The organism is Aquincola tertiaricarbonis (genome assembly GCF_023573145.1).
GTDB classification, from domain to species: Bacteria; Pseudomonadota; Gammaproteobacteria; order Burkholderiales; family Burkholderiaceae_C; genus Aquincola; species Aquincola tertiaricarbonis_B.
Genome location: NZ_CP097636.1, coordinates 1,027,686 through 1,048,605 on the forward strand (window position 1 = coordinate 1,027,686; position 20,920 = coordinate 1,048,605).

Annotated in this window: 20 protein-coding genes; 11 read left to right on the forward strand and 9 right to left on the reverse strand. The window is 66.1% G+C overall.

Translation table 11 applies throughout. The annotated features are described in order from the left end of the window. The first annotated feature begins 66 nt into the window (after positions 1-66). The 9 genes from terL to MW290_RS19010 all read left to right on the forward strand — a co-directional run bounded on the left by terL (position 67) and on the right by MW290_RS19010 (position 8,924). Positions 67-879 carry a phage terminase large subunit gene (gene terL / locus MW290_RS18970; protein ID WP_250199251.1) on the forward strand — a complete coding sequence of 271 codons (813 nt, stop codon included), beginning with the start codon at positions 67-69 and terminating at the stop codon, positions 877-879. Beyond that, on the forward strand, positions 876-2,474 hold the full coding sequence (locus MW290_RS18975; RefSeq protein ID WP_250199252.1) for a phage portal protein family protein: 1,599 nt from the start codon (positions 876-878) through the stop codon (positions 2,472-2,474). Before terL ends, MW290_RS18975 begins: the two co-directional genes overlap by 4 nt. A gap of 28 nt (positions 2,475-2,502) precedes the next feature. Next, complete coding sequence (locus MW290_RS18980) at positions 2,503-2,784, forward strand: Acb2/Tad1 domain-containing protein (protein WP_250199253.1); 282 nt, start codon at positions 2,503-2,505, stop codon at positions 2,782-2,784. Positions 2,785-2,786: 2 nt separating this feature from the next. Further along, complete coding sequence (locus MW290_RS18985; RefSeq protein ID WP_250199254.1) at positions 2,787-2,966, forward strand: hypothetical protein; 180 nt, start codon at positions 2,787-2,789, stop codon at positions 2,964-2,966. A gap of 34 nt (positions 2,967-3,000) precedes the next feature. Continuing rightward, entirely contained in the window at positions 3,001-3,243 is a 243-nt protein-coding gene (locus MW290_RS18990; protein WP_250199255.1) for a hypothetical protein, read from the forward strand. Further along, positions 3,236-4,441 (forward strand): phage head morphogenesis protein, encoded by a 1,206-nt coding sequence (locus tag MW290_RS18995; protein WP_250199256.1) that lies wholly within the window; start codon positions 3,236-3,238, stop codon positions 4,439-4,441. The genes MW290_RS18990 and MW290_RS18995 overlap by 8 nt, the downstream gene beginning before the upstream one ends. A gap of 167 nt (positions 4,442-4,608) precedes the next feature. Continuing rightward, the gene (locus MW290_RS19000) at positions 4,609-7,164 is read left to right on the forward strand and encodes a PLxRFG domain-containing protein (protein ID WP_250199257.1); all 2,556 of its coding nucleotides are present in this window, start codon (positions 4,609-4,611) and stop codon (positions 7,162-7,164) included. A gap of 402 nt (positions 7,165-7,566) precedes the next feature. Further along, a complete protein-coding gene (locus tag MW290_RS19005) occupies positions 7,567-8,628 on the forward strand; it encodes an acyltransferase family protein (RefSeq protein ID WP_250199258.1) in 1,062 nt (353 codons plus the stop codon). Continuing rightward, positions 8,628-8,924 (forward strand): hypothetical protein, encoded by a 297-nt coding sequence (locus MW290_RS19010; protein WP_250199259.1) that lies wholly within the window; start codon positions 8,628-8,630, stop codon positions 8,922-8,924. The genes MW290_RS19005 and MW290_RS19010 overlap by 1 nt, the downstream gene beginning before the upstream one ends. On the opposite strand, the gene MW290_RS19015 is transcribed toward MW290_RS19010, so the two are convergent. Continuing rightward, positions 8,921-9,265 (reverse strand): hypothetical protein, encoded by a 345-nt coding sequence (locus tag MW290_RS19015; RefSeq protein ID WP_250199260.1) that lies wholly within the window; start codon positions 9,263-9,265, stop codon positions 8,921-8,923. The two genes, MW290_RS19010 and MW290_RS19015, sit on opposite strands and share 4 nt — an antisense overlap. Before the next feature lie 73 nt (positions 9,266-9,338). Between MW290_RS19015 and MW290_RS19020 the strand changes: the two genes are divergently transcribed. Further along, entirely contained in the window at positions 9,339-9,755 is a 417-nt protein-coding gene (locus MW290_RS19020; RefSeq protein ID WP_250199261.1) for a thermonuclease family protein, read from the forward strand. Here MW290_RS19020 and MW290_RS19025 read toward each other — a convergent pair. Then, entirely contained in the window at positions 9,752-11,644 is a 1,893-nt protein-coding gene (locus MW290_RS19025; RefSeq protein WP_250199262.1) for an AAA family ATPase, read from the reverse strand. The two genes, MW290_RS19020 and MW290_RS19025, sit on opposite strands and share 4 nt — an antisense overlap. Positions 11,645-12,121: 477 nt before the next feature. Between MW290_RS19025 and MW290_RS19030 the strand changes: the two genes are divergently transcribed. Next, complete coding sequence (locus MW290_RS19030; protein ID WP_250199263.1) at positions 12,122-13,039, forward strand: GGDEF domain-containing protein; 918 nt, start codon at positions 12,122-12,124, stop codon at positions 13,037-13,039. A gap of 91 nt (positions 13,040-13,130) precedes the next feature. On the opposite strand, the gene MW290_RS19035 is transcribed toward MW290_RS19030, so the two are convergent. The 7 genes from MW290_RS19035 to MW290_RS19065 form a co-directional block, all read right to left on the reverse strand. Further along, complete coding sequence (locus MW290_RS19035) at positions 13,131-14,030, reverse strand: aspartyl/asparaginyl beta-hydroxylase domain-containing protein (protein WP_250199264.1); 900 nt, start codon at positions 14,028-14,030, stop codon at positions 13,131-13,133. A 33-nt stretch (positions 14,031-14,063) separates the two neighbouring features. Next, positions 14,064-15,536, reverse strand: coding sequence for an NAD-dependent succinate-semialdehyde dehydrogenase (locus MW290_RS19040; protein ID WP_250199265.1), 1,473 nt, complete (start codon positions 15,534-15,536; stop codon positions 14,064-14,066). An 84-nt stretch (positions 15,537-15,620) separates the two neighbouring features. Beyond that, the gene (gene speB, locus MW290_RS19045) at positions 15,621-16,571 is read right to left on the reverse strand and encodes an agmatinase (protein WP_250199266.1); all 951 of its coding nucleotides are present in this window, start codon (positions 16,569-16,571) and stop codon (positions 15,621-15,623) included. A gap of 11 nt (positions 16,572-16,582) precedes the next feature. After that, positions 16,583-17,401: an ABC transporter permease gene (locus tag MW290_RS19050; RefSeq protein WP_250199267.1), complete on the reverse strand. Its 819-nt coding sequence runs from the start codon at positions 17,399-17,401 to the stop codon at positions 16,583-16,585. A 2-nt stretch (positions 17,402-17,403) separates the two neighbouring features. Further along, positions 17,404-18,651 (reverse strand): ABC transporter permease, encoded by a 1,248-nt coding sequence (locus MW290_RS19055; protein WP_250199268.1) that lies wholly within the window; start codon positions 18,649-18,651, stop codon positions 17,404-17,406. Positions 18,652-18,665: 14 nt separating this feature from the next. Continuing rightward, complete coding sequence (locus tag MW290_RS19060; protein WP_250199269.1) at positions 18,666-19,697, reverse strand: ABC transporter substrate-binding protein; 1,032 nt, start codon at positions 19,695-19,697, stop codon at positions 18,666-18,668. A gap of 44 nt (positions 19,698-19,741) precedes the next feature. Beyond that, positions 19,742-20,914: an ABC transporter ATP-binding protein gene (locus tag MW290_RS19065; protein ID WP_250199270.1), complete on the reverse strand. Its 1,173-nt coding sequence runs from the start codon at positions 20,912-20,914 to the stop codon at positions 19,742-19,744. Positions 20,915-20,920: the final 6 nt, after the last annotated feature.

A 20,920-nucleotide genomic window follows, 5' to 3' on the forward strand; every position in this document is an offset into this window, starting at 1 on the left:
GCCGGCTGCCATCCAGTTGCTGACGCGGCGGGCAACCGGTTCCACAAGAACGCGACTTGGACGCGCGTGCGCTTCCAGGCCATCGTCCAGTGGCCCGACCGCATGGACCTGTGGGAGCGGTGGGAAGAACTGTTCATCAACGAAGGCGAGCCCGCAGCAGACGCCTTCTACGAACAGAACAAGTCCGAGATGGATGCCGGCGCCGTGGTGAGCTGGCCCAGCATGCGGCCGCTGCTGCGGCTCATGAAGATCCGCGCAGGCGATCACCACGCGTTCGATTGCGAGTACCAGAACGACCCGACGAACGACGAGAACAGCTTCTTCCAGGGCATGAAGTTCTGGGTGCAGCCGTGCCGCGACTGGGTGTTCTACGGCGCCCACGACCCCAGCCTGGGCAAGAACAACAAGAGCCGCGACCCGTCGGCCACGCTGGTGGGCGGCTTTGATCGTGAGCACGGCAAGCTCAGCGTGGTGGAGGCCATCGTGGCCAGGCGCATCCCCGACCGCCAGATCAGCCACATCGTCGATTTCCAGCGTGAATACCGCTGCCTGGCCTGGGGTGTGGAAAGCATCCAGTTCCAGGAGTTCTTCCGCCAGGAGCTGGTGAAGGCATCGGCCAAAGCCGGCATTCCGGTGCCGGCCGTGCCGCTCACGCCGCACTCCGACAAAGACCTGCGCATCGAGTCGCTATCGCCGCACGTGCAGAACGGCCTGATCCTGTTCCACCAGCGTCACACCGTGCTCAACGCCCAGGTGCGCCACTGGCCCGAGGCCGACCACGACGACGGCCCCGATGCACTGCACATGCTGTGGATGCTGGCCGTCAGCCGCGCAGGCGGCGTCATCAAACTGCGAATCGGACAGCTCCGCTCATCATGATCGCCACCCGCGGGCTCATCAACACCGTCAAGGGCTGGCTCAGCCGGCCCATCGCCACGCCGGAGACCGATCCGCGCAACTGGCTCAGCAGCATGCTGGCCCTGCCCAACCCCGACCCCATCCTGCGGCGGATGGGCGATGCCGAACGGGTCTACCTGTCCATCATGGCCGACGCCCACGTGCTCGGCGACATCCGGTCGGTACGGGGCAATTTCCGGGCGTACGACTGGCGCATCAACGCGGGCAACGAAGATGACCCGCAGAGCATGCAGGCCCGCCAGCTCTGCGAAGACTGGATGCGCGAGACCGCGCCCGGTGGCGTCAACGACGACGGCCTGCAGCTCGACTGGCAAGAGGTCATGTGGCAGATGACCAGCGCCGTGCTCACCGGCTACCACGTGCATGAAGTGGTGTGGGAGCTGGTCAACGGCGACGTGGTGCCTGGCCAAGTGCTGGACCGCCCCGGCCGCCGATTCAAGTTCGATGCGCATGGCCGGCCGCTGCTCATCAGCGTCGGCAACATGATCGGCGCGCCGGTCGAAAACCCCAGCCAGTTCGTCATCAGCCGGCACATGCCGTCGGCCATCAACCCGTACGGCGTGGCGGTGCTCAGCAGCTGCTTCTGGCCCTGGACCTTCAAGACCGGCGGGTGGCGCTACTTCGTCAAGTACTGCGAGCGCCACGGCCTGCCGTGGCCATTCGCCACCTACCCGCAGGGCACGCTGCCTGAGGACATCGACAAGCTCGAACAGGCCATCGCCGGCATGCTGGAGTCGGGCTATGTCATCGGGCCCGACGGCTCCGCGCTGCAGCTGCTCACGCCGACGGGTGGCAACTCGACCTCGCTGCCGCAGGCTGACCTGATCGACCTGTGCAACCGCGAGATGAGCAAGGCCGTCACCGGCCAAGCCATGGTGGCCGAGCTGCAGGGCGTGGGCGCCAGGGCCGCGGGCGAGATTGCGGCCGAGCGCCAGAAGAGCATCAACGACAGCGACCGCGACATCGCTGTCGCGTCGATGAACCAGTTGTTCAAGTGGATCACCCGCTACAACTTCGGCGATGGCGTGGCACCGCCCGAGCTGGAGTTCTTCCAGCCGCTCAATGCAGGCAAGGACCGGGCAGAGACCTACAAGATCGCCGCCGACATGGGCGCCAAGCCATCGCGGTCGGCGATGCTGGAGGAGCTGGGCATTCCGCAGGCCGAGACCGATGAGGACGCCCTGCTGCCGAAGGTGAGCGCGCCCGCGACCCCGCCCGCACCTGCAGCGCCGCCAGCAGCGGCGCCCGCGGCTGCCACCGCAGCCATCGACTTCAGCGGCCTCGCCGGCTACGAATTCGCACGCGCCGCCGGCATGACAGAAGCCGAGGCCGCGCAGCTCGCCGCCGAGGCCGCCGACCGCGCCATCGAAGACAACATGATCGCCCCGGTGGTGGCCATGCTGGAGCGCTACGAAACCGAGGGCAAGACCCTCGCCGAGTTCCACGCCGACCTGCAACAGGTGGTCGGCGTGATGGACGACGCAGCCCTGCGCGAGGTGCTCGACCGCGCGCTCAGCTACTCGATCCTCCGAGGCGCGGCCACCCAGGCCGCCTGATGCCACTCCCACGCCCGAAAGGCCGACCGTGAAAGACCAGCACACGAAGATCAAGGGCTACCGCGACCTGACGCAGCGCGAAATCGACCTGATGAACGCGATCAAGGCCAAGGGCCTGGAGCTGCAGACCCTGGTGGCCGATGTGCGCCAGCACCTGCATGACCAGCGCGAGGCGGCCGTGGCGCAGGAAGACGAGATCAAGCGCATCGGCGCCGCCGAGCCCGGTCGCTGGGCCAGCATCGGCAGCACCCACTTTCAGGAAGGCCTGATGGCGCTCACCCGCGCCGTCGCCCAGCCGGGAACGTACTGACCATGACCGAAGAACAGCAGACCCTGCGGCTGCTCAAGTTCACCGTAGCCTCCATGGCTGAGGATGACCGCCGCCGCGTGGAAGCCGCCGCCGCCGACTTGCGGGAGATGGTCAAGATCTATGGCGATCACGGCGTCATCGCCCTGGCCCTGGTCGGGGCAGAGATGCAGGCCGCGGACTGATGCGCCTCCTGAAAACTCTCCACGGCGGCACCGCATGAGCATCGACCAGCTGGCCATCATGTGCACCGGCGTGCTCGCTGCCTGGATCAATCAGGACCGACGGGAGCGCGTGCGCCGGTGGGCCTGCGTGATCGGCCTGGCCGGCCAGCCGTTCTGGCTCTATGCCGGCTGGCAGGCGCAGCAGTGGGGCGCGCTCATCGTCAGCGCCGGGTTCACCGTGGCCTACCTGCGCGGCGTGGCCGGGATGTGGCTGCAGGCAAGGGGTGCACGTGGCTGAAGCATTCGGCCTGCGCTTCCAGGAAGCGATCGACAACCTGCGGGGCAAGCTGCCCGAGGCCAGCGTGGCGTGGAACAGCCTGGCAGGCCCAGTGCACGCCAAGGTGTTCACCGTGGCCGGCGCCACCTCGGCCGACCTGGCCGGTGAGCTGCAGCAGGCGCTGCTGGCCGCGCTGAACAACGGCACCACCATCGCCGATTTCCGAAAGTCATTCGACCAGGTGGTGCAGTCGCACGGCTGGACCTACCGCGGCTCCCGCGGCTGGCGCACCAGCGTCATCTTCGACAACAACATGCGCTCGGCCCACATGGCCGGCCGCTGGCAGCAGCTGCAGGCCAACAAAGAGCGGCGGCCATTCCTGCAGTACCGCACCGCAGGCGATGCGCGAGTGCGCCCCCTGCACCGGCAGTGGAACGGCCGCGTCTACCCGATCGACGATGATTTCTGGCAGACCCACTACCCGCCAAACGGCTGGGGCTGCCGCTGCACGGTTCGCGCGTTCAGCCAGGCCGACATGGACGAACGCAACCTCAGCGTGTCCGAGCCGATCCCGCGCCAGACCCGCGACGTGGTCAACCGCGATGGCGTCATCACCGACCGGGTGCCGGTGGGCATCGACCCTGGCTGGGATCACAACGTAGGCCGCAGCTGGATCGCGCCGGAGCTGGCGCTGGGCGAAAAGCTCGCCCGCCTGCCGCGAGAGCTGCAGGGCGCGCTGGTCGACAAGACCATCTCGCCGGCCTTTCAAGAGGTGCTCGCGGACCGCTGGAAGGCGTTTCGAAGCACCGTCGCAGCCGGTGGTGCTGAAGGCGATGCGCAGGTGGTCGGTTTCCTCGACAGCGCCACCCTGGGCGCCGTGGCCGAGCAGGTGCCAGGCATGCAGCTCGCGTCCACCGCAGTGGGTGTTTTCGATGATGCCGCCCGTGCCATCCCGGCGGGCTCGACCTGGCCGACGGACTGGGTGGACGAGCTGCCCCAGTCGCTGCGCAACTACCAGGCTGTGCTGTGGGATGCACAGACGGGCAACCTGGTGGTGGTGCCGCAGGGCCGCATCGACGGCGATCTGGCGACGATCACCCTCCGCCCCAACAGCAGCACCGCGGGCGGCGCGGCGCTGTCGGTGCAGCGCCTCGGCACAGCCAAGGCCACCGACCTGCCAGCCTCGCGCTACCTGCGCCTGGTCGGCCGCATCGAGTGATTGAGCAGGGAATGGGCGCCCGGCAGACGCCCGGACGGGCAGACCACGGGCATTTTTCTGGCGATCCGCGCCTGATTTCGGGCTGTCGTTAGCTCAAATTAAACGTTCGGCCCGCCTGTGGACAAGTCGCCGTAAGTCGTTGATCCGTCGTCGTTTTTCGGCCTTTTTTGGGCCCTCGTTGTTGGATCAATTCAAACGTCTCCCCCCTGGGCACCCAGTACGCCAAGGCCAAGGCCCACCCCGACACCTTCGGCCGCGTGTTCGACGCGGTGCAGGACTACATCAAGGAGACCAGCGTGTTCGCCAACGCAGCGGCCGATGAGGCGCCGTCGCTGCTGCCGAAGCTGGACCGCCTGAGCGACCTGTGGAAGGACGGCCTGCTTCGCCACGGCGCGGATCCGAAGGACGTGGAGCGCGCCGCCCAGGCGATCTTCGAGGGCACGCTGGCCGACAAGATCTACACCGAGGACGAGCTGCGCGCCGAGTTCGGCCTGAGCGACAAACAGGCTGGCCTGTACCAAGAGTTCCGCCGGGCGGTGGACCAGTCGCTGACGGATGTGGCCAAGAGCGAGATCGTGCGCATCGCCGGCAAGGAAGGTGAGCGCGTGGTGCAGCGCACGCTGGCCGCGGCCGACGTGCACGAGGCTGCTGCGGTGATGAACGAAGAGCTGCAGCGCCAGGCCGCCGAGTTGGACCGGCCGCTGCTGCTGGAGCGGGCCGCCGAAATCGAGCGGAAGAGCGAGCAGGTGGCCGGCCTCATGGCCCGCGGCTATGCCCCGCTGATGCGCTTCGGCAAGCACACCGTCACCGTCACTGGACCGTCGGGCGACGTGGAGTTCTTCGGCATGTACGAGAGCCTGCCGGCTGCCAACCGAGCGGCGCGGCTGCTGCGCGAGGACGAGGCCTTCAAGGACGCCACGGTGACGCAGGGCGTCATGAGCGCCGAAGGCCACCGGCTCTTCTCCGGCGTGTCGCTGGATTCGCTGGAGCTGTTCGCCGAGGCGACCGGCACCGCCGACAACGAGGTCTACCAGGCCTATCTGAAGCTGGCGACCTCGAACCGCTCAGCCCTGCGCCGCATGATCGAGCGCAAGGGCATCGCTGGCTTCTCGCAAGACGCCACGCGCGTTCTGGCCTCTTTCGTGACCTCCAATGCCCGCATGGCCGCCGGAAACTTGCACCTCGCCGAGGCCAAGAAGGCGGCCGAGGCCATCCCGAAGGAGCAGGGCGACTTGCGCGACGATGCGATCAAGCTGGTGGACTACGTGACCAAGCCGCAGGAAGAGGCGGCGGCAGCGCGGGCCCTGCTGTTCACCACCTTCATCGGCGGCAGCGTGGCATCGGCCGCGGTCAACCTCACGCAGCCCCTGACGATGACGCTGCCGTTCCTCAGCCAGTTTGGCGGCGCGGTGAAGGCCGGCCGTCGCATCCTGGCTGCGGCTGCTTCGGTGGCCGCCGGCAAGCACCCGACGGCGGTGGCGGCGGCCCTGCAGCGTGCGGAAGCCGGCGGCATCGTGAGCCCGCAGGAGATCCACCACCTGCAGGCCGAGGCCATGAACGCCATCGGCAAGCACCCGATGCTGAAGAAGGCAGCGTTCCTGTGGGGATCGCTGTTCAGCCTGAGCGAGCAGTTCAACCGGCGGGTGTCCTTCGTGGCGGCCTACCAGACCGCGCTGCAGCAGGACATCGATGACCCATTCACCTTTGCCGAGCAGGCCGTCATCGAAACGCAGGGGCTCTACAACCGCGGCAACAAGGCCAACTGGGCGCGCGGCCCGGTGGGCGCCACGGCGATGACGTTCAAGCAGTTCAGCACCCACTACCTGGAGTTCCTGGTGCGCATGTGGAAGTCGGGCCCGGAAGGCAAGAAGGCGGTGGGCGTGGCGCTGGCCATGCTGCTGCTGGCCGGCGGTGCCGATGGCCTGCCGTTCGCCGACGATCTCAACGACCTGGTGGACACCATCGGCCAGGCGCTGGGTTACGACCTGAACAGCAAGCGGGCCAAGCGCGAGTTCGTAGCCAAGGCGCTGGGCCTGGGCGACGCAGCGGCCGAGGTGGCCACCCGCGGCCTCACGGCGCTGCCGGGCATGCCGATCGATCTGTCGCTGCGCATGGGCATGGGCAACCTGCTGCCGGCCACCGGCCTGTTCCTGCGCAGCAATGACGACACCAGCCGCGACCTCCTGGAGGTGGCCGGTGCGGCCGGCGGCCTGGCCAAGATGGCGATGACCGGCACCACCAAACTGCTGCAGGGCGACGCGGCCGGCGCGGGCATGGCGGTGGCGCCGGTGGCGATCCAGAACATGGCCAAGGCCCTAGGCATGTGGGAGACCGGCGAGTACCGCGACACAAAGGGCCGCAAGGTGATGGACGTGGACGCCGTGGACGGCGCCATGAAGTTCCTGGGCTTCCAGCCGGCCCAGGTAGCGCGCGAATCGTCCCGCATCGGCGAGACCCAGCGCACGATCCAGCTGGCCAAGAACGTCGAGGGTGAGCTGGCCGGCAAGTGGGCACAAGCCCAAGCCGACGGCGACAGCGAGGGCGTGGAAGCGGCGCGCAAGGCTATCGCTGACTGGAACGAGAAGAACCCGTCGGCGCGAATCAAAGTGACGCGCACGCAGATCCTGCAGCGCGTGCGGGCGCTGAAGTCGAGCCGGGCCGAGCGGGCTAGCAAGGCAGCACCCAAAGAACTGCGTGGGGCGGTCGGCGAGGCTCTGTCGTGACTGCCATTTTCATCGTTGGGGGCTACGTCGCTGTCGTTTCGACGTTTGGCTGGCGCGGCCTGCTGGCGGCCTCGATACACCTCTTGGTCTTGATGGCAGCGGCACGGCGGTGACTGGCTGGGTACGCGACGCTCGTTGTTCTGGGCGCCTCGTGTCGAGCTGTACCTTGCCGCAGGAGATTCGACATGGGCAACGTCTCGATAGCTCGCCCAGATTCACTAGTGCAATAGATACCGGTGGTGAATAGTGTCGTCGCGGTGACTGCTGCCGTACAGATACATCCAGGAAACAATTCGGCGTAGCAAAGAGCGAGTTGAGGTCGCGCGCTACCCGACGAGTTGAAGTCATCGTCTCTCTGCTGCGTTGAGCACTTCGCAAAAGAAAGTTGGCAGGGGGAAGTTCATGAATGCGCAACTCAGCGGCGTCCATGCCGCTCGGGGCTTGGCCGCATGCCTGGTTGTGCTGCATCACGCCGCAGACACGTTGGCATTGCAGAAGTATGGCGGCTACAGCATCTGGGGCGGATTCTTCATCCCCTTCGGTCGGGCAGGCGTCGACTTCTTCTTCGTGCTAAGCGGGTTCATCATGTACTGGATCCATCGCACCGACATCGGCCAGCCCGATTCGCTCGGGCGATTTGCTTGGAAACGCGCCGCGCGGATCTATCCGTTGTATTGGCTCGTGCTGGCTGCGCTGGTCGCGATCTACGCTTCCCGACCAGCGCTCGGCCAAGGCCACGAGCGTGACCCAGCTGCAATCCTCAGTGGCTTCCTGCTCTTTCCTGCGGATCACCCGCCCATCGTTGGCGTGGCATGGACGCTGTCCCATGAGCTGCTCTTCTATGGCATGTTCGCCACCCTGCTGGTCAGCCGAGCAGTGGGCACCGTCGTGCTCGGCACCTGGCTGCTAGCCTTGGTGATCGCCCGCCTCTTTCCTCCACTGCAGTACCCTGGCAGCTTCCTCCTGCACGTCAAGAACATCGAGTTCTTCTTTGGAATCGGTGTTGCCATCGCTGCCCGGCAGGTAGTGGGTCGACCGGTTGCCCTGTGGTCCGCGTTCTTCCTTGGTGCCCTCACTTTCGTGGGCGCCGGTGTCCTGGAGCTGCGAACGCACGAGTTCCGTCACAGCAGCTGGACGCTGTTGTATGGAGCCGGAGCCGCGCTGATGCTTTACGCGATCGTTGCCCTTGAGCGGGCTCGATTGCTCGAGGTCACAGCCCCGGTGCTGAAGCTGCTTGGCGACGCTTCGTATGCCATCTACCTTGTGCACTTCACAGTTCTGGTCGCGTTGATCAAGGCGGCCGCAGCGACTGGTCTGCTGGGCGCCCTGCCAATCTGGGTGTCGTTTCTCACCCTGGCTGCGCTTGCGACATTGATCGGGTGTTTGGTGCACCGGCACGTTGAGAGGCCCGTAGGTCGACTGGTCGAACTTGCACGTCGACGCGCGAGCGTCCGCAGCGCCTGATGGGATTGCGCGAGCCTGGGAGCCTGGAGGAGCTTGCCGGCCTGGCGGAGGCATGGCTCGACCGTTTGAGTGGCGGCTCCAAGCTGCTGCAGGTGGTGATGCTGCTCGTTCTCAGCCCGGTGCTTGTGGCCGTGGCCACTATCGTCGTGCTGCTGCTCAACCTCGTGATGGCAGGTGAAGTGCTGGCCGGGCTGTGCACCAAGGCATGGCGGGGCTTGCGGCCCAAGAGGGGTGAAGGTAACCAGGCAGGACTGCCTGAGCCCAGTCTCCAGCGCGACGATGCTCCAAACGGCTAGAGCTCGGACTGCGGCACGCAGTGCCAGACCTGAATGTGCTCGTAGACCGAGCCGTCATCGCTGGCCAACTGCATGCCGTGCAGCACAAGGCCAGCGCCGTCCATCGCGATGATCTGCGGCTCGAACAGCGGCAGCAGCAGGGACTGACGCACCGTGCCGGGCGTGCCGTAGAGCTCCAGCTTCTTGAGGGGCCTCTTGGCGTTGGTCTCGGGCATCACGCTGAGTTCAAGTTCGCCCACCACTGGTGCCGGCCATTCGGTTCGCTTCAGCCTTCGACCCTTGTCTCGCAGCTGGGTGACGGCCCACCTCATCCTGGTGTTCTTCGGGTCAAACGCGGTCATGGGTCTGCTCACTCGTGCTGTATGAGCATACAGTGGCGAGCCTGATCCATCGGCGCGCTCCCCGTTCATGCCCATGCCAACCATCGCTGCTGCAGTGCTCTGTCTGGTCGTCGGCGTCGCTGACGGCGACACGCTGACCATGCGCTGCGACGACCAGACTGTGAAGGTCCGGCTGGCTGAGATCGATGCGCCCGAAAAGCGCCAGCCGTGGGGCACGCGCAGCCGTCAGGCGCTGGCCGACTTGTGCTTCCAGCAGCAGGCGACGCTGCGGGCGCAGAAGCTGGACCGGTACGGCCGCACGGTCGGCAGGGTGGAGTGCAGCGGCAAGGATGCCAGTCACATCCAGGTAGCCACAGGTATGGCTTGGGCTTATCGGCGCTACCTCACCGACGCTGCGATCCTGCGGGCCGAGAACGCGGCCATGGCTGCCCACGTTGGGTTGTGGTCAGATATGTCGCCGCTTGCACCATGGGAGTGGAGGCGGCGCTAGTTGCTACGGCTGCTGGCTATCGAGTGGAAAAGAGTTTCGAAGCTTGCCGGGATAGTCCATGGAAAGAGACGAAAGCCTCTCTTGGCTACGTCAAGCATTAGGGGGCCAGGCCGAATACTCCGGAGCTGCGGTAGTTTGTTTAGTATCTTGTCATTGAGGGCGTGACCCTGAGTGTGCAGCCATGCCTGAGGTATGGTAACTGTACGTTCTCCGGCAAGTTTAAACGGCATCGGGTTACTGTTGTCGTCCAGAAGCCACTCTGTCATAGCGTCGCTCAACAACTGAGCAGGCTTCTCTGTGTGTATGCGCTCGCCGATGTACTGGCGTAACGGCGCTAGCGCCGGCTCGGAGGTGATTTTTGCCGGAAAATAAACGGTGAGATATGCGCCAAGTGCCACCGGATTGAGGACCGCGTTCTCTAGGGAGTAAAACTGCGACTCACCGTGCACGAGTACGCGGCTGCTTGATCTATTGGTTCTATCCCAATCGATTACACCCCACACATTAGCATCGTGGTGGGGCGATAAAGCCTCGACCGATGCGGAAACTTGATCGCATGACCCGGCACCATTCACAGCCTCAATAAAGGATTCGACGTTTGCCCCCGGCAGTTTGCCGAGATGCTTGGTTAGACAGCTTTTCAGGTGATCTACGGGAACCTTGCTCGCCGCAGGAGTGAAATTAAACGAAATTCCCGTAAGCCCTGAATCGTCCTTATCCTTCAGAATCTCATGAACTTGCTGGTATACGGCCGCATCGTAATGGCTCTCTACAAACACGTGTCGACGGTTCTGTAGGTCTATCGCGATGCTCGTGATCCCCGCCAGTAGATCGTCGACGGCTTGATCGCGTGACACTTCTCTCAGGGCTCCGTCTGCGAGCTGCGCGAATGAGCAATTCGTCATTAGCGCAACGGTGGTAGGCGAATGCGTCGTGAGCACGACTACAGCACCGAGCGTTTTGGCAATTTGGTGGATCGCGTGATCAAACTGGCGAACCATCGCAGGATGCAAGAATGCATCAGGCTCGTCTAGAAGAATAACTGAGGCGGAGGCGGATAGATTTGTGCGCGTCGCGGAGAAAATTGCTGTGGTGAGCCATAGTAGTGTTTGTTCCCCTGATGACAGTTGCTCCGAAGCGATCGGAATGCCGTTGCCACTGAGCAGAAGCTGGGGCTTGTAATTCTTCTCCAGCGTTGTCGGTAGACGGAGAGAGAACTTTCCATTGAATACCCTCTCCAGCAGCTCGTTAAATTCTATCCATGGTGGAGGGCCGAACCTGCTGGGAAAGTTAACTCCATGATGGATGGCGTCTCCGACTCCTTTGTAATTCAGAAATTCGTGATAATGGTCGCGATTCATTCGCGCGAGATATTCGCTGAATATATTCTGAAGGCGAAAGTACCCGAAGGGTTGGGGCGAGATATTCGTGTATTCGTCCGCTACATCTTGTCCTGTAAGGTCTCCAGTGTCGCAACGGCGTCGCTCTGCCGCCTTAAGCACTGCCGTCCGGACTGCATTAATGTCCAAACCGGTCTCTGTCACCGTTCGACCGTGCTGTTGCATCTGTCCCCACACGACTGATGACTTGTTGCGGTCATAGTAGGATGCGCACTCGTTAAGAACGTCCCCAAAATCCACCGAGTGCCCGCTGGTGGCCTCAATTTGCGCGTGCATGTTCGCCTGCGTCAGATGTACGATATTTTGGCTGCGTACAACACCGACGCTCTCTACTGATATTTCGACACTGTTGTCGGCGATCGCTTTTAATAATCGCGACTTGCCGGCGCCGTTCTTCCCGGTAATTGCTAGCACCCCCGTATCCCACTTGTGTTCGGATGGGAGAGGGAAGGGGCTGTATGGGTTCTTTGCAGGAAAAATACTAGGCATGCAGAGCGGCAAAATAGTAGGTTAGTAACTCCCGCTGAGGTGGCTCAGGAGGTGGGATTAGGTGCCAAAAAAAAACGACTTCACGACATGTGGAGGCGTTGAGCTAACCGTGTCAGCGGCAGCACAAGGCCTATCTAGTGGTGGCGACAGCTTCGGCTCATCCGCGTCGTCGTGCTTCGTGACACCACACGACGGTGCGACGAGTGCGCCGATGTTGGCGGGACCGTACACGGCCCAGGTGGGTCCGCACAATGCCGCCACGATGGCGGAATTTTGGGGGTGCCGCGGGGCTTGCTGCTACTGCGGAATACACTGCGGAATCAGACCCCCACAGAACCCTGTAGCCAGTGGAGAGGGTGGGGCCGATGACAACCGCTGCACTGGGGAGGGGTGAAAATTTGGGGTTCGATTCCCTTCACCCGCTCCAATGCTGCAAGGTCGCCATGTGCGGCCTTTTTCTTTGGCACGGGCGACACCATGAGCACGACGTACCAATTGCTGGCCATCGGGCCGGTGCCGGCTGAACTGGTGGGCTCTGCCTGGGGCCCGTTCGTCGTCACCGCCACCACCTTCCAGGAAGCCAACGGCGTGCTGCACCAGCAGCCCTTCGACGCGGTGCTGATGACGCTGGACGAAGACGAGCTGCAGGAGCTGCCGCTGTGGCCCGCGCTGTCGCATGCGGTGCTGGACGCGGCGGTGCTGGTGGTCACGCCGCAGGTGTCGCCGCTGGTGGCCATGCGGCTGCTGCAGGCCGGCGTGCAGGATGTGCTGTCACCCAACGAGCAGGAAACGCTGCCGCGCCGGGTGCGCCTGGGCATCGAGCGCAAGCAGCTCGACCGCGCCGCCCGCAAGGCGCACGCCACCGACCTGGCCACCGGCCTGCCCAACCACAGCCAGCTGCTGGAACACATGACCCACCTGCTGGCGCTGCGCGAGCGCGAGCCGGCGCCGATGGCGCTGGTGGTGCTGCGCATCGAGGGCCTGGCCACCGCCGCCAGCCGGCTGGGGCCTGAATCGGCCAACGTGCTGCGCCGCAAGGTGGCGGTGCGGCTGCGCGCCAACCTGCGCGCCAGCGACGTGGTGGCCTCGGTGGGCCACGACGTGTTCGCGGTGCTGCTGGCCTGGGTGGACGCGCCGGGCGACGTGAGCGGCGTGGTCAACAAGCTGGTGCAGACGCTGCAGCGGCCCTTCACCATGGCCGGCGGCGACATGGCGGTGGCCGTGAGCGCCGGTGTCGGCCACTACCCCGAGCACGGCAAGGATGCCGGCGCGCTGATGCGCCGGGCGATGGGTCAGGCCACCAGCAGCGCCGCCGTGGGCCGCGCCGGCTTTGCCAACCGGGTGGAACGCGGCCCCGCCGCCGCTGCCAACGACGAAGACCCACCCGGGGAGTGATTCGACCCCCAAGCTCGCTGCGCTCGCGGCCCCCCGAGGGGGCGCACCCGCCCTTGGGACGGCCCGGCGGGCGGGTGAGCCCAGCCGCCCATCACCAGAACAGCAGCCACAGCAGGCCGACGATCAAGGCCCACTTGCCCGCGTAGTACAGGCTGCGGTTGCTGGCCTTCAGCGCCTTGGCCTTGAGCCGCCACAGGTAGATGGTGGCAAAGGCGCGGTTGAGGCCGCCCACCTGTTCGCCCTCGATGTTCTGGCTGCTGGCCGCCGCCATCACGTGCTTGGCGAAGAAGCGGTTGAACCAGCGCAGTGGCGCGAAGTGCAGAGGCCGCTCGACGTCGCAGAACAGGATCACCCGCTGCTGCTGGGTGGCGTTCTCGGCGTGGTGGATGTAGGTCTCGTCGAACATCACCGCCTCGCCGTCGCGCCAGTGGTAGCGCTGGCCGTCCACCTCGATGTAACAGGCGGGGTCGTTGGGCGTGACCAGGCCCAGGTGGTAACGCAGCGAGCCGGCGTAGGGGTCGCGGTGCTTCACCAGCGTGGCACCCGGCGGCAGGCTGGCGAACATCGCCGCCTTGATCGACGGGATCTGCTTGAGCAGCGCCACCGTCTGCGGGCACTGCGCCTGGGCCGAGGGCATGTCCTTGCCGTACCAGCTCAGGTAGAAGCGCTTCCAGCCGGTGCGGAAGAACGAGTTGAAGCCGACGTCGTTGTAACCGGAGGCGGCGCGGATGCCGCCGCCTTCGGCCAGCCGCATCGCTTCATCGCGGATGGTGTGCCAGTTGGCGGCCAGGGGTGCCAGCTCGGGGAAGGTCTTGGGGTCGAGGTAGGGCTGCGTGGGCGCGCGGGAGAACAGCACCATCAGGCTGTTCACCGGCGCCAGCAGCACCGTGAAGTCGAGCGCGCGCTTCAGGCTGAAGCGCACCCGGCCCCGGAAGTGCACATGCAGGGCGGCAAGAACGAAGACGAGCAGCAGAACGTGCCGAAACTCCATGGCGGCGCAACTTCCGTGAGACGAAAGCCGCGATTATTTCTGGATATCGCCCAGGCAGAGGTACTTGACCTCGATGTAATCGTCGATGCCATGGTGACTGCCCTCGCGGCCCAGGCCCGACTGCTTGACGCCGCCGAACGGCACCTCGGCGGTGGAGATCAGCCCGGTGTTGATGCCGACCATGCCGTATTCCAGCGCCTCACCCACGCGGAAGATGCGGCCGATGTCGCGGCTGTAGAAGTAGCTGGCGAGGCCGAACTCGGTGTTGTTGGCCAGCGCAATGGCCTCGGCCTCGGTCTTGAAGGTGAACACCGGCGCCACCGGGCCGAAGGTTTCTTCGCGCGCGCACAGCATGTCCGAGGTCGCGTGCGCCAGCACCGTGGGTTCGTAGAAGCGGTCGCCGCTCTTCTTGCCACCGGTCAGCACCGAGGCACCCTTGGCCAGCGCATCGCTCACATGCGCCTCGATCTTGGTGATGGCCTTGTCCTCGATCACCGGGCCGATGGTGACGCCGGCCTCGAAGCCGTTGCCCACCTTCAGGCCCTTCACCTTCTCGGTGAACTTGGCGATGAAGGCGTCGTACACCGTGTCCTGCACGTACAGCCGGTTGGCGCACACGCAGGTCTGGCCGGCGTTGCGGTACTTGCTGGCGATGGCGCCTTCCACCGCGCTGTCCAGGTCGGCATCGTCGAACACGATGAAGGGCGCATTGCCGCCCAGCTCCAGGCTCAGCTTCTTGATGGTGGGGGCGCACTGCTCCATCAGGATGCGGCCCACCGGCGTGCTGCCGGTGAACGACAGGTGGCGCACCAGGTCGCTCTTGCACAGCACCTGGCCCACGGCCGACGAGTTGGTGCTGGTGACGATGTTGAGCACGCCCGAGGGCATGCCGGCGCGCTGCGCCAGCTCGGCCACGGCCAGGGCCGACAGCGGCGTCAGCTCGGCCGGCTTGATGACCACCGGGCAGCCCGCGGCCAGGGCCGGTGCCACCTTGCGGGTGATCATCGCGATCGGGAAGTTCCAGGGCGTGATGGCCGCGCACACGCCCACCGGCTGCTTGAGCACCAGGTAGCGCTTGCCGTTGTCGGTGGTGGGAATGGTCTCGCCATACACCCGCTTGGCCTCTTCGGCAAACCACTCGATGAAGCTGGCGCCGTAGCTCACTTCACCCTTGGCCTCGGCCAGCGGCTTGCCCTGCTCGGCCGTCATGATGCGGGCCAGGTCGTCGGTGTGCTCGATGATCAGCCGGTACCAGCGCTGCAGGATGGCGGCACGTTCCTTGGCGGTCTTGGCGCGCCAGGCCGGCCAGGCGCGGTTGGCGGCGGCGATGGCGGCTTCGGTGTCGTCGGCGCCCAGGTCGGCCACGTCGGCCAGCTTGGCGCCGGTGGCGGGGTCGGTCACGTCGAAGCGGGCGCTGCCGGCCACCCACTGGCCGTCGATCAGGGCGTCGGTCTTGAGCAGCGTGGCGTCGGCCAGCTGGGCCAGCGGAGAGGTGTTGGCATTCATGGCGTTGGTGTTGTGGGTGATGCAGGGTGGGGAGAAGACTCTACAGGCTGCGCCTGGGCACGGCAGGCGCAGGGCTTCGACGCCTCAGCGGCGGGTCACGCCAGGCAACACACACAACATCTCGTACAGCAGGTTGGCGCCCAGCAGCGCGGTGTTGCCGCTGGTGTCGTACGGCGGCGATACCTCCACCAGGTCGCAGCCCACCAGGTTCAGGCCGCGGCATCCGCGCACGATCTCCAGCGCCTGCGGCACGGTCAGGCCGCCGATCTCCGGCGTGCCGGTGCCGCCGGCATAGGCTGGGTCGATGCCGTCGATGTCGAAACTCAGGTAACACGGTGCGTTGCCGATGGAATCGCGCACGCGCGCCATCAGCGGCGCCAGCGACTGCCACCACACCTCGTGCGCCGGCACCACGGTAAAGCCCTGCTGGCGCGGCCAGTCGAAGTCGTCGGCCGCATAGCCGCTGCCGCGCAGGCCGATCTGCCAGACCTTATTGCCCTGCAGCAGGCCTTCTTCCACCGCGCGGCGGAAGGGCGTGCCGTGGGCGATGCGCTCGCCGAACATCTCGTCGTTGACGTCGGCATGCGCGTCCACGTGCACCAGGGCCACCGGGCCATGGCGCTCGGCCATCGCGCGCAGGATGGGCAGCGCGATGGTGTGGTCGCCGCCCAGGGTCAGCGGTATGCAGCCGGCGGCCAGCACCGGGCGGTAGAAGTCGGTAATGATCTCCACCGACTTGGCCAAGGAATAGGTGTTGATCGGCACGTCGCCCAGGTCGGCCACCTGCAGGCTGTCGAAGGGTGCAGCGCCGGTGGCCATGTTGTAGGGGCGGATCAAGGCCGATTCAGCGCGGATCTGCCGCGGGCCGAAGCGCGTACCCGGCCGGTGGCTGGTGCCGATGTCCAGCGGCACGCCGATGAAGGCCGCGTTCAGGCCCGCGGGCGAGCTGGCCATGGGCAGCCGCATCATGCTGGCCAGGCCGCCGAAGCGTGGCATCGCATTGCCGCCCAGCGGCTGGTTCAAGGAGTCGCTCATCGTCAAACTGCTCAGGCGCGGCGGCCGCGGATCCACTCCAGCACGCCCAGCAACGAGGTGGTGAAGAGGATCAGCAGCGTGGCCACCGCGGCGATGGTGGGCGAGATGTTCTCGCGGATGCCGTTGAACATCTGCCGCGGCAACGTCAGCTGTTCGGGTCCGGCCAGGAACAGCGCCACCACCACTTCATCGAACGAGGTGGCAAAGGCGAACAGCGCACCCGACACCACGCCCGGCGCGATCACCGGCAGCGTGATGCGGAAGAAGGTGCGCATCGGCGTTTCGCCCAGGCCCAGGCTGGCACGCACCAGGTTGTGGTCGAAGCCCTGCAGCGTGGCAAGCACCGTGGTGAGCACGAAGGGCGCGCCCAGCGCGGCATGCACGACGATCAGGCCCAGGTAACTGTCGGCCAGGCCCAGCGGCGCGAAGAACAGGTAGGTGCTGACGCCCACCACCACGATGGGCACCACCATCGGCGCGATCAGCAGGCTCATCAGCAGGCCCTTGAACGGGAAGCTGGTGCGGGCCAGTCCCACCGCGGCGGTGGTACCCAGCACGGTAGCGATCAGCGTGGCGGCCGGCGCCACGATGAAGCTGTTCTTGGCGGCGCGGGCCCATTCCTCGGAGCTGAACAGGTTCTCGTACCACTTGAGCGACCAACCGTGGATCGGGTAGACCAGGAAGGAGCTTTCGCTGAACGACAGCGGCATGATCACCAGGATGGGCGCCAGCAGGTACACCAGCACCGCCACGCAGAACAGGCGCAGCGCCCACCAGCCGGCCTTGTCGAGCGGCGTGGCGTAGGCGGGAAAGTCGGGCATCAGCTTCATGGTCAACCCAGGCTCAGTTCGGTGTTGGTGATGCGGCGGTACACCGCGTACAGCACCAGCGTGGCGGCCAGCAGCATCGCGCCCAGCGCGCAGGCCATGCCCCAGTTCACGTTCACGTTGGTGTACTGGGCGATGTAGTAGCTGAGCATCTGGTCGTCGGGGCCGCCCAGCAGCGCCGGCGTCACGTAGTAGCCGATGGCCAGGATGAACACCAGCAGCCCGCCCGCGCCGATGCCCGGGTAGGTCTGCGGCACGTATACCCGGAAGAAGGCGGCCAGCGGCGTGCTGCCCATCGACACCGCGGCACGCTGGTAAGTGGGCGGCACGCTCTTCATCACGCTGTACAGCGGCAGGATCATGAAGGGCAGCAGGATGTGCGTCATCGACACCAGCACGCCGGTGCGGTTGAACAGCAGCTGCAGCGGCTGGTCGATCAGGTGCAGCGCGGCCAGCGCATGGTTGACCAGGCCTTCGGACTGCAGCAGCACGATCCAGGCGGCCATGCGCACCAGGATGCTGGTCCAGAAGGGCACCAGCACCAGGATCATCAGCAGGTTGGCCTGGCGGGCGCTGAGGGTGCTGAGCCAGTAGGCCAGCGGATAGCCCAGCAGCAGGCACAGCAGCGTGACCACCAGGCTGATCTGGAAGGTGCGCAGCAGGATGCCGCCGAAGGCGCGCTGCTCGGGCGCCATGCGCTCGATCTGGCCGTTGGCATCACGCTGCAGGTCGACCGAGGCCAGCAGGTAATCAGGCGTCCAGCGCTCGCCGTTCTTGGCGATGGCCTGCCAGTACTTGGGCTCGTTCCAGCGCTCGTCCAGCGCCATCAGTTCGCTGCGGGCGTTGCTGCCGGCGGGCAGCGGCATCGCCCGGTAGGTGTTCATCACCAGCGAGCGGGCACCCGGCTCGGCGCTGTTGAGCCGGCGCGCCAGCGCACCGGCGTCCGAGCGGTCGGGCAGGGCGGCCAGGTCGGCCGCCACCGCCGCAAAGGCCGCGTCGGGCGGCGTGCCCTGGCGGCTCCAGCCATCGAGGGCGGCCACGGTACGCGGCAGCGCATTGGCCACCTCCGGGTTCTCGGCCGCGCGCTTGAGCAGCCCGGCGATGGGCACCAGGAAGGTGAGCAGCAGAAAAACCAGCAGCGGCAAGGTGAGCGCGAAGGCGCGCAGCTTGCGCTGCCGACCGGCCCGCGCCAGCTGCCGCTGCAGCGAGCGGGGATCGGCGTGGCCGGTCAGCGGCAGGGCGGAGGCGGTCATGCTGCGTTACCCGTTCAGTTGGTGGACCAGGCGGCGAAGCGCTTTTCCAGGTCCTCGCCCTGGTCGGCCCAGAACTTGAGGTTGAACTGCAGGGCGTCCTTGGCGTTGGCGGCCGAGGTGGGCAGGTTGGCCTGCACGCCGGCGTCCAGCTTGGCCATCGCCTTGACGTTGGTGGGGCCGTAGGCGATGTTCTTCGCGTACTCGGCCTGCGCTTCGGGCGTGCTGGCGAAGGCGATGAACTTCATCGACGCTTCCTTGTTGGGCGCGCCCTTCGGGATCACCCAGTAGTCCAGGTCGTAGATGCCGCCGGTCCAGCCGATCTTGAGGTTCTTGCCTTCGCGGTTGGCGGCGTCGATGCGGCCGTTGTAGACGGTGCTCATCACCACGTCGCCGGCCACCAGGAACTGCGGCGGCTGGGCGCCGGCTTCCCACCACTGGATGGCGGGCTTGAGTTCGGTCAGCTTCTTGAAGGCGCGCTCGGCACCTTCCTTGGTGCCCAGCACCTTGTACACGTCGGCCGACTTCACGCCATCGGCCATCAGCGCGAATTCGAGGTTGTAGCGGGCGCCCTTGCGCATGCCGCGCTTGCCCGGGAATTTCTTGGTGTCCCAGAAGTCGGCCCAGGTCTTGGGGCCGTCCTTGAGCTTGTCACCGTTCCAGGCCATCACCGTGGACCAGACGAACACGCCCACGCCGCATTCGCTCACCGCTGCGGGCAGGAAGCTTTCCTTGCCGCCCAGCTTGCTGTAGTCCATCTTCTCGAACAGGCCTTCGTCGCAGCCGCGGGCCGCGTCGGGCGATTCGACTTCCACCACGTCCCAGGTGACCTTCTTGGTCTCGACCATGGCCTTGATCTTGGCCTGCTCGCCGTTGTATTCCACCGCGATGACCTTGGTGCCGGTGGCCTTCTCGAAGGGCTCGTAGTAGGCCTTCTTCTGCGCGTTGGCATTGGCGCCGCCGAAGTTGACGACGGTGATCTGCTGCTGGGCCAGCGCCGGCAGGGCGCACAGCGCGGACAGGGCGAGGACGAGGGTCTTCAGTTGCATGGTGCAGTTCTCGGTGGTCGAACGGGAAAGGAAGGAGTGCGGGCTCAGGCGTAGACGCGGGTCAGCGCCTGCGGGAACTCGAGCCAGACGTGGTCGCCCGCGGCCGGCACCGCGGGCGCGGACAGCGGCAGCTTGACGGCGGCCTCATGCCGGCCGTCGGCGCCCACGCCGCACAGCAGCCGCAGGTGGTCGCCGAAGTACACGATGCTGCGCACCTGGGCCCGCAGCAGGTTGCCGGCGGCGGCCGCGGGCGGCGCGGCATGCACCGCGATGCGCTCGGGGCGGATGCCCACCATCACCTCGGCGCCGTTGGCAGCCGCATTGACGTTGATGCCGGTGAGCACGGTGCCGTCGGCCATCACCGCGCTGCAGCGGTCGGCCTGGCCTTCCAGCGTGGCGGCGCGCAGCGTGGCCGGCAGCATGGTGCCGTCGCCGATGAAGCTAGCGACGAAGCGGTTGGAAGGCTGCTCGTACATGGTGTCGGCCGGGGCGATCTGCTGGATAACGCCGTTGTTGAACACCGCCACGCGGTCGCTCATGGTCAGCGCCTCGCCCTGGTCGTGGGTGACGAAGACGAAGGTGACGCCGAGTTGTCTATGCAACTCCTTCAGCTCGATCTGCATGTGCTCGCGCAACTGCTTGTCGAGTGCGCCCAGCGGTTCGTCCATCAGCACCAGCTGCGGCTCGAACACCAGCGCGCGGGCCAGGGCCACGCGCTGCTGCTGACCACCCGACAGCTGCGACGGATAGCGGCCCGCCATGCCCTGCAGCCGCACCATGGCCAGCGCCCGTTCCACCCGTTGGGCCTGCTCGGCCTTGGGCACGCGGCGCACCGTCAGCGGATAGGCCACGTTGTCGCCCACCGTCATGTGCGGGAACAGCGCGTAGTTCTGGAACACCATGCCGAAGTTGCGCTTGTGCGGCGGGGTGCGGGTGATGGGCTTGCGCTCGAGCAGGATCTCGCCGGCGGTGGGCGACTCGAAGCCGGCCAGCATCATCAGCGTGGTGGTCTTGCCCGAGCCCGAGGGGCCTAGCAGCGTCAGGAACTCACCGCGGCGGATGTCCAGGTCGAGCTTGCGCACCACCAGGTTGACGCCGTCGTAGGTCTTCTGCACGCCGACGAAGCTGACCAGCGGCTCGGCCGCGTAGATGGCCGCGCGCGGGCTGGCGGTGGGCACGGCCAGGCCGGCGGCGGGGGGTTCGGCAACGGTGGTCATGGCGGT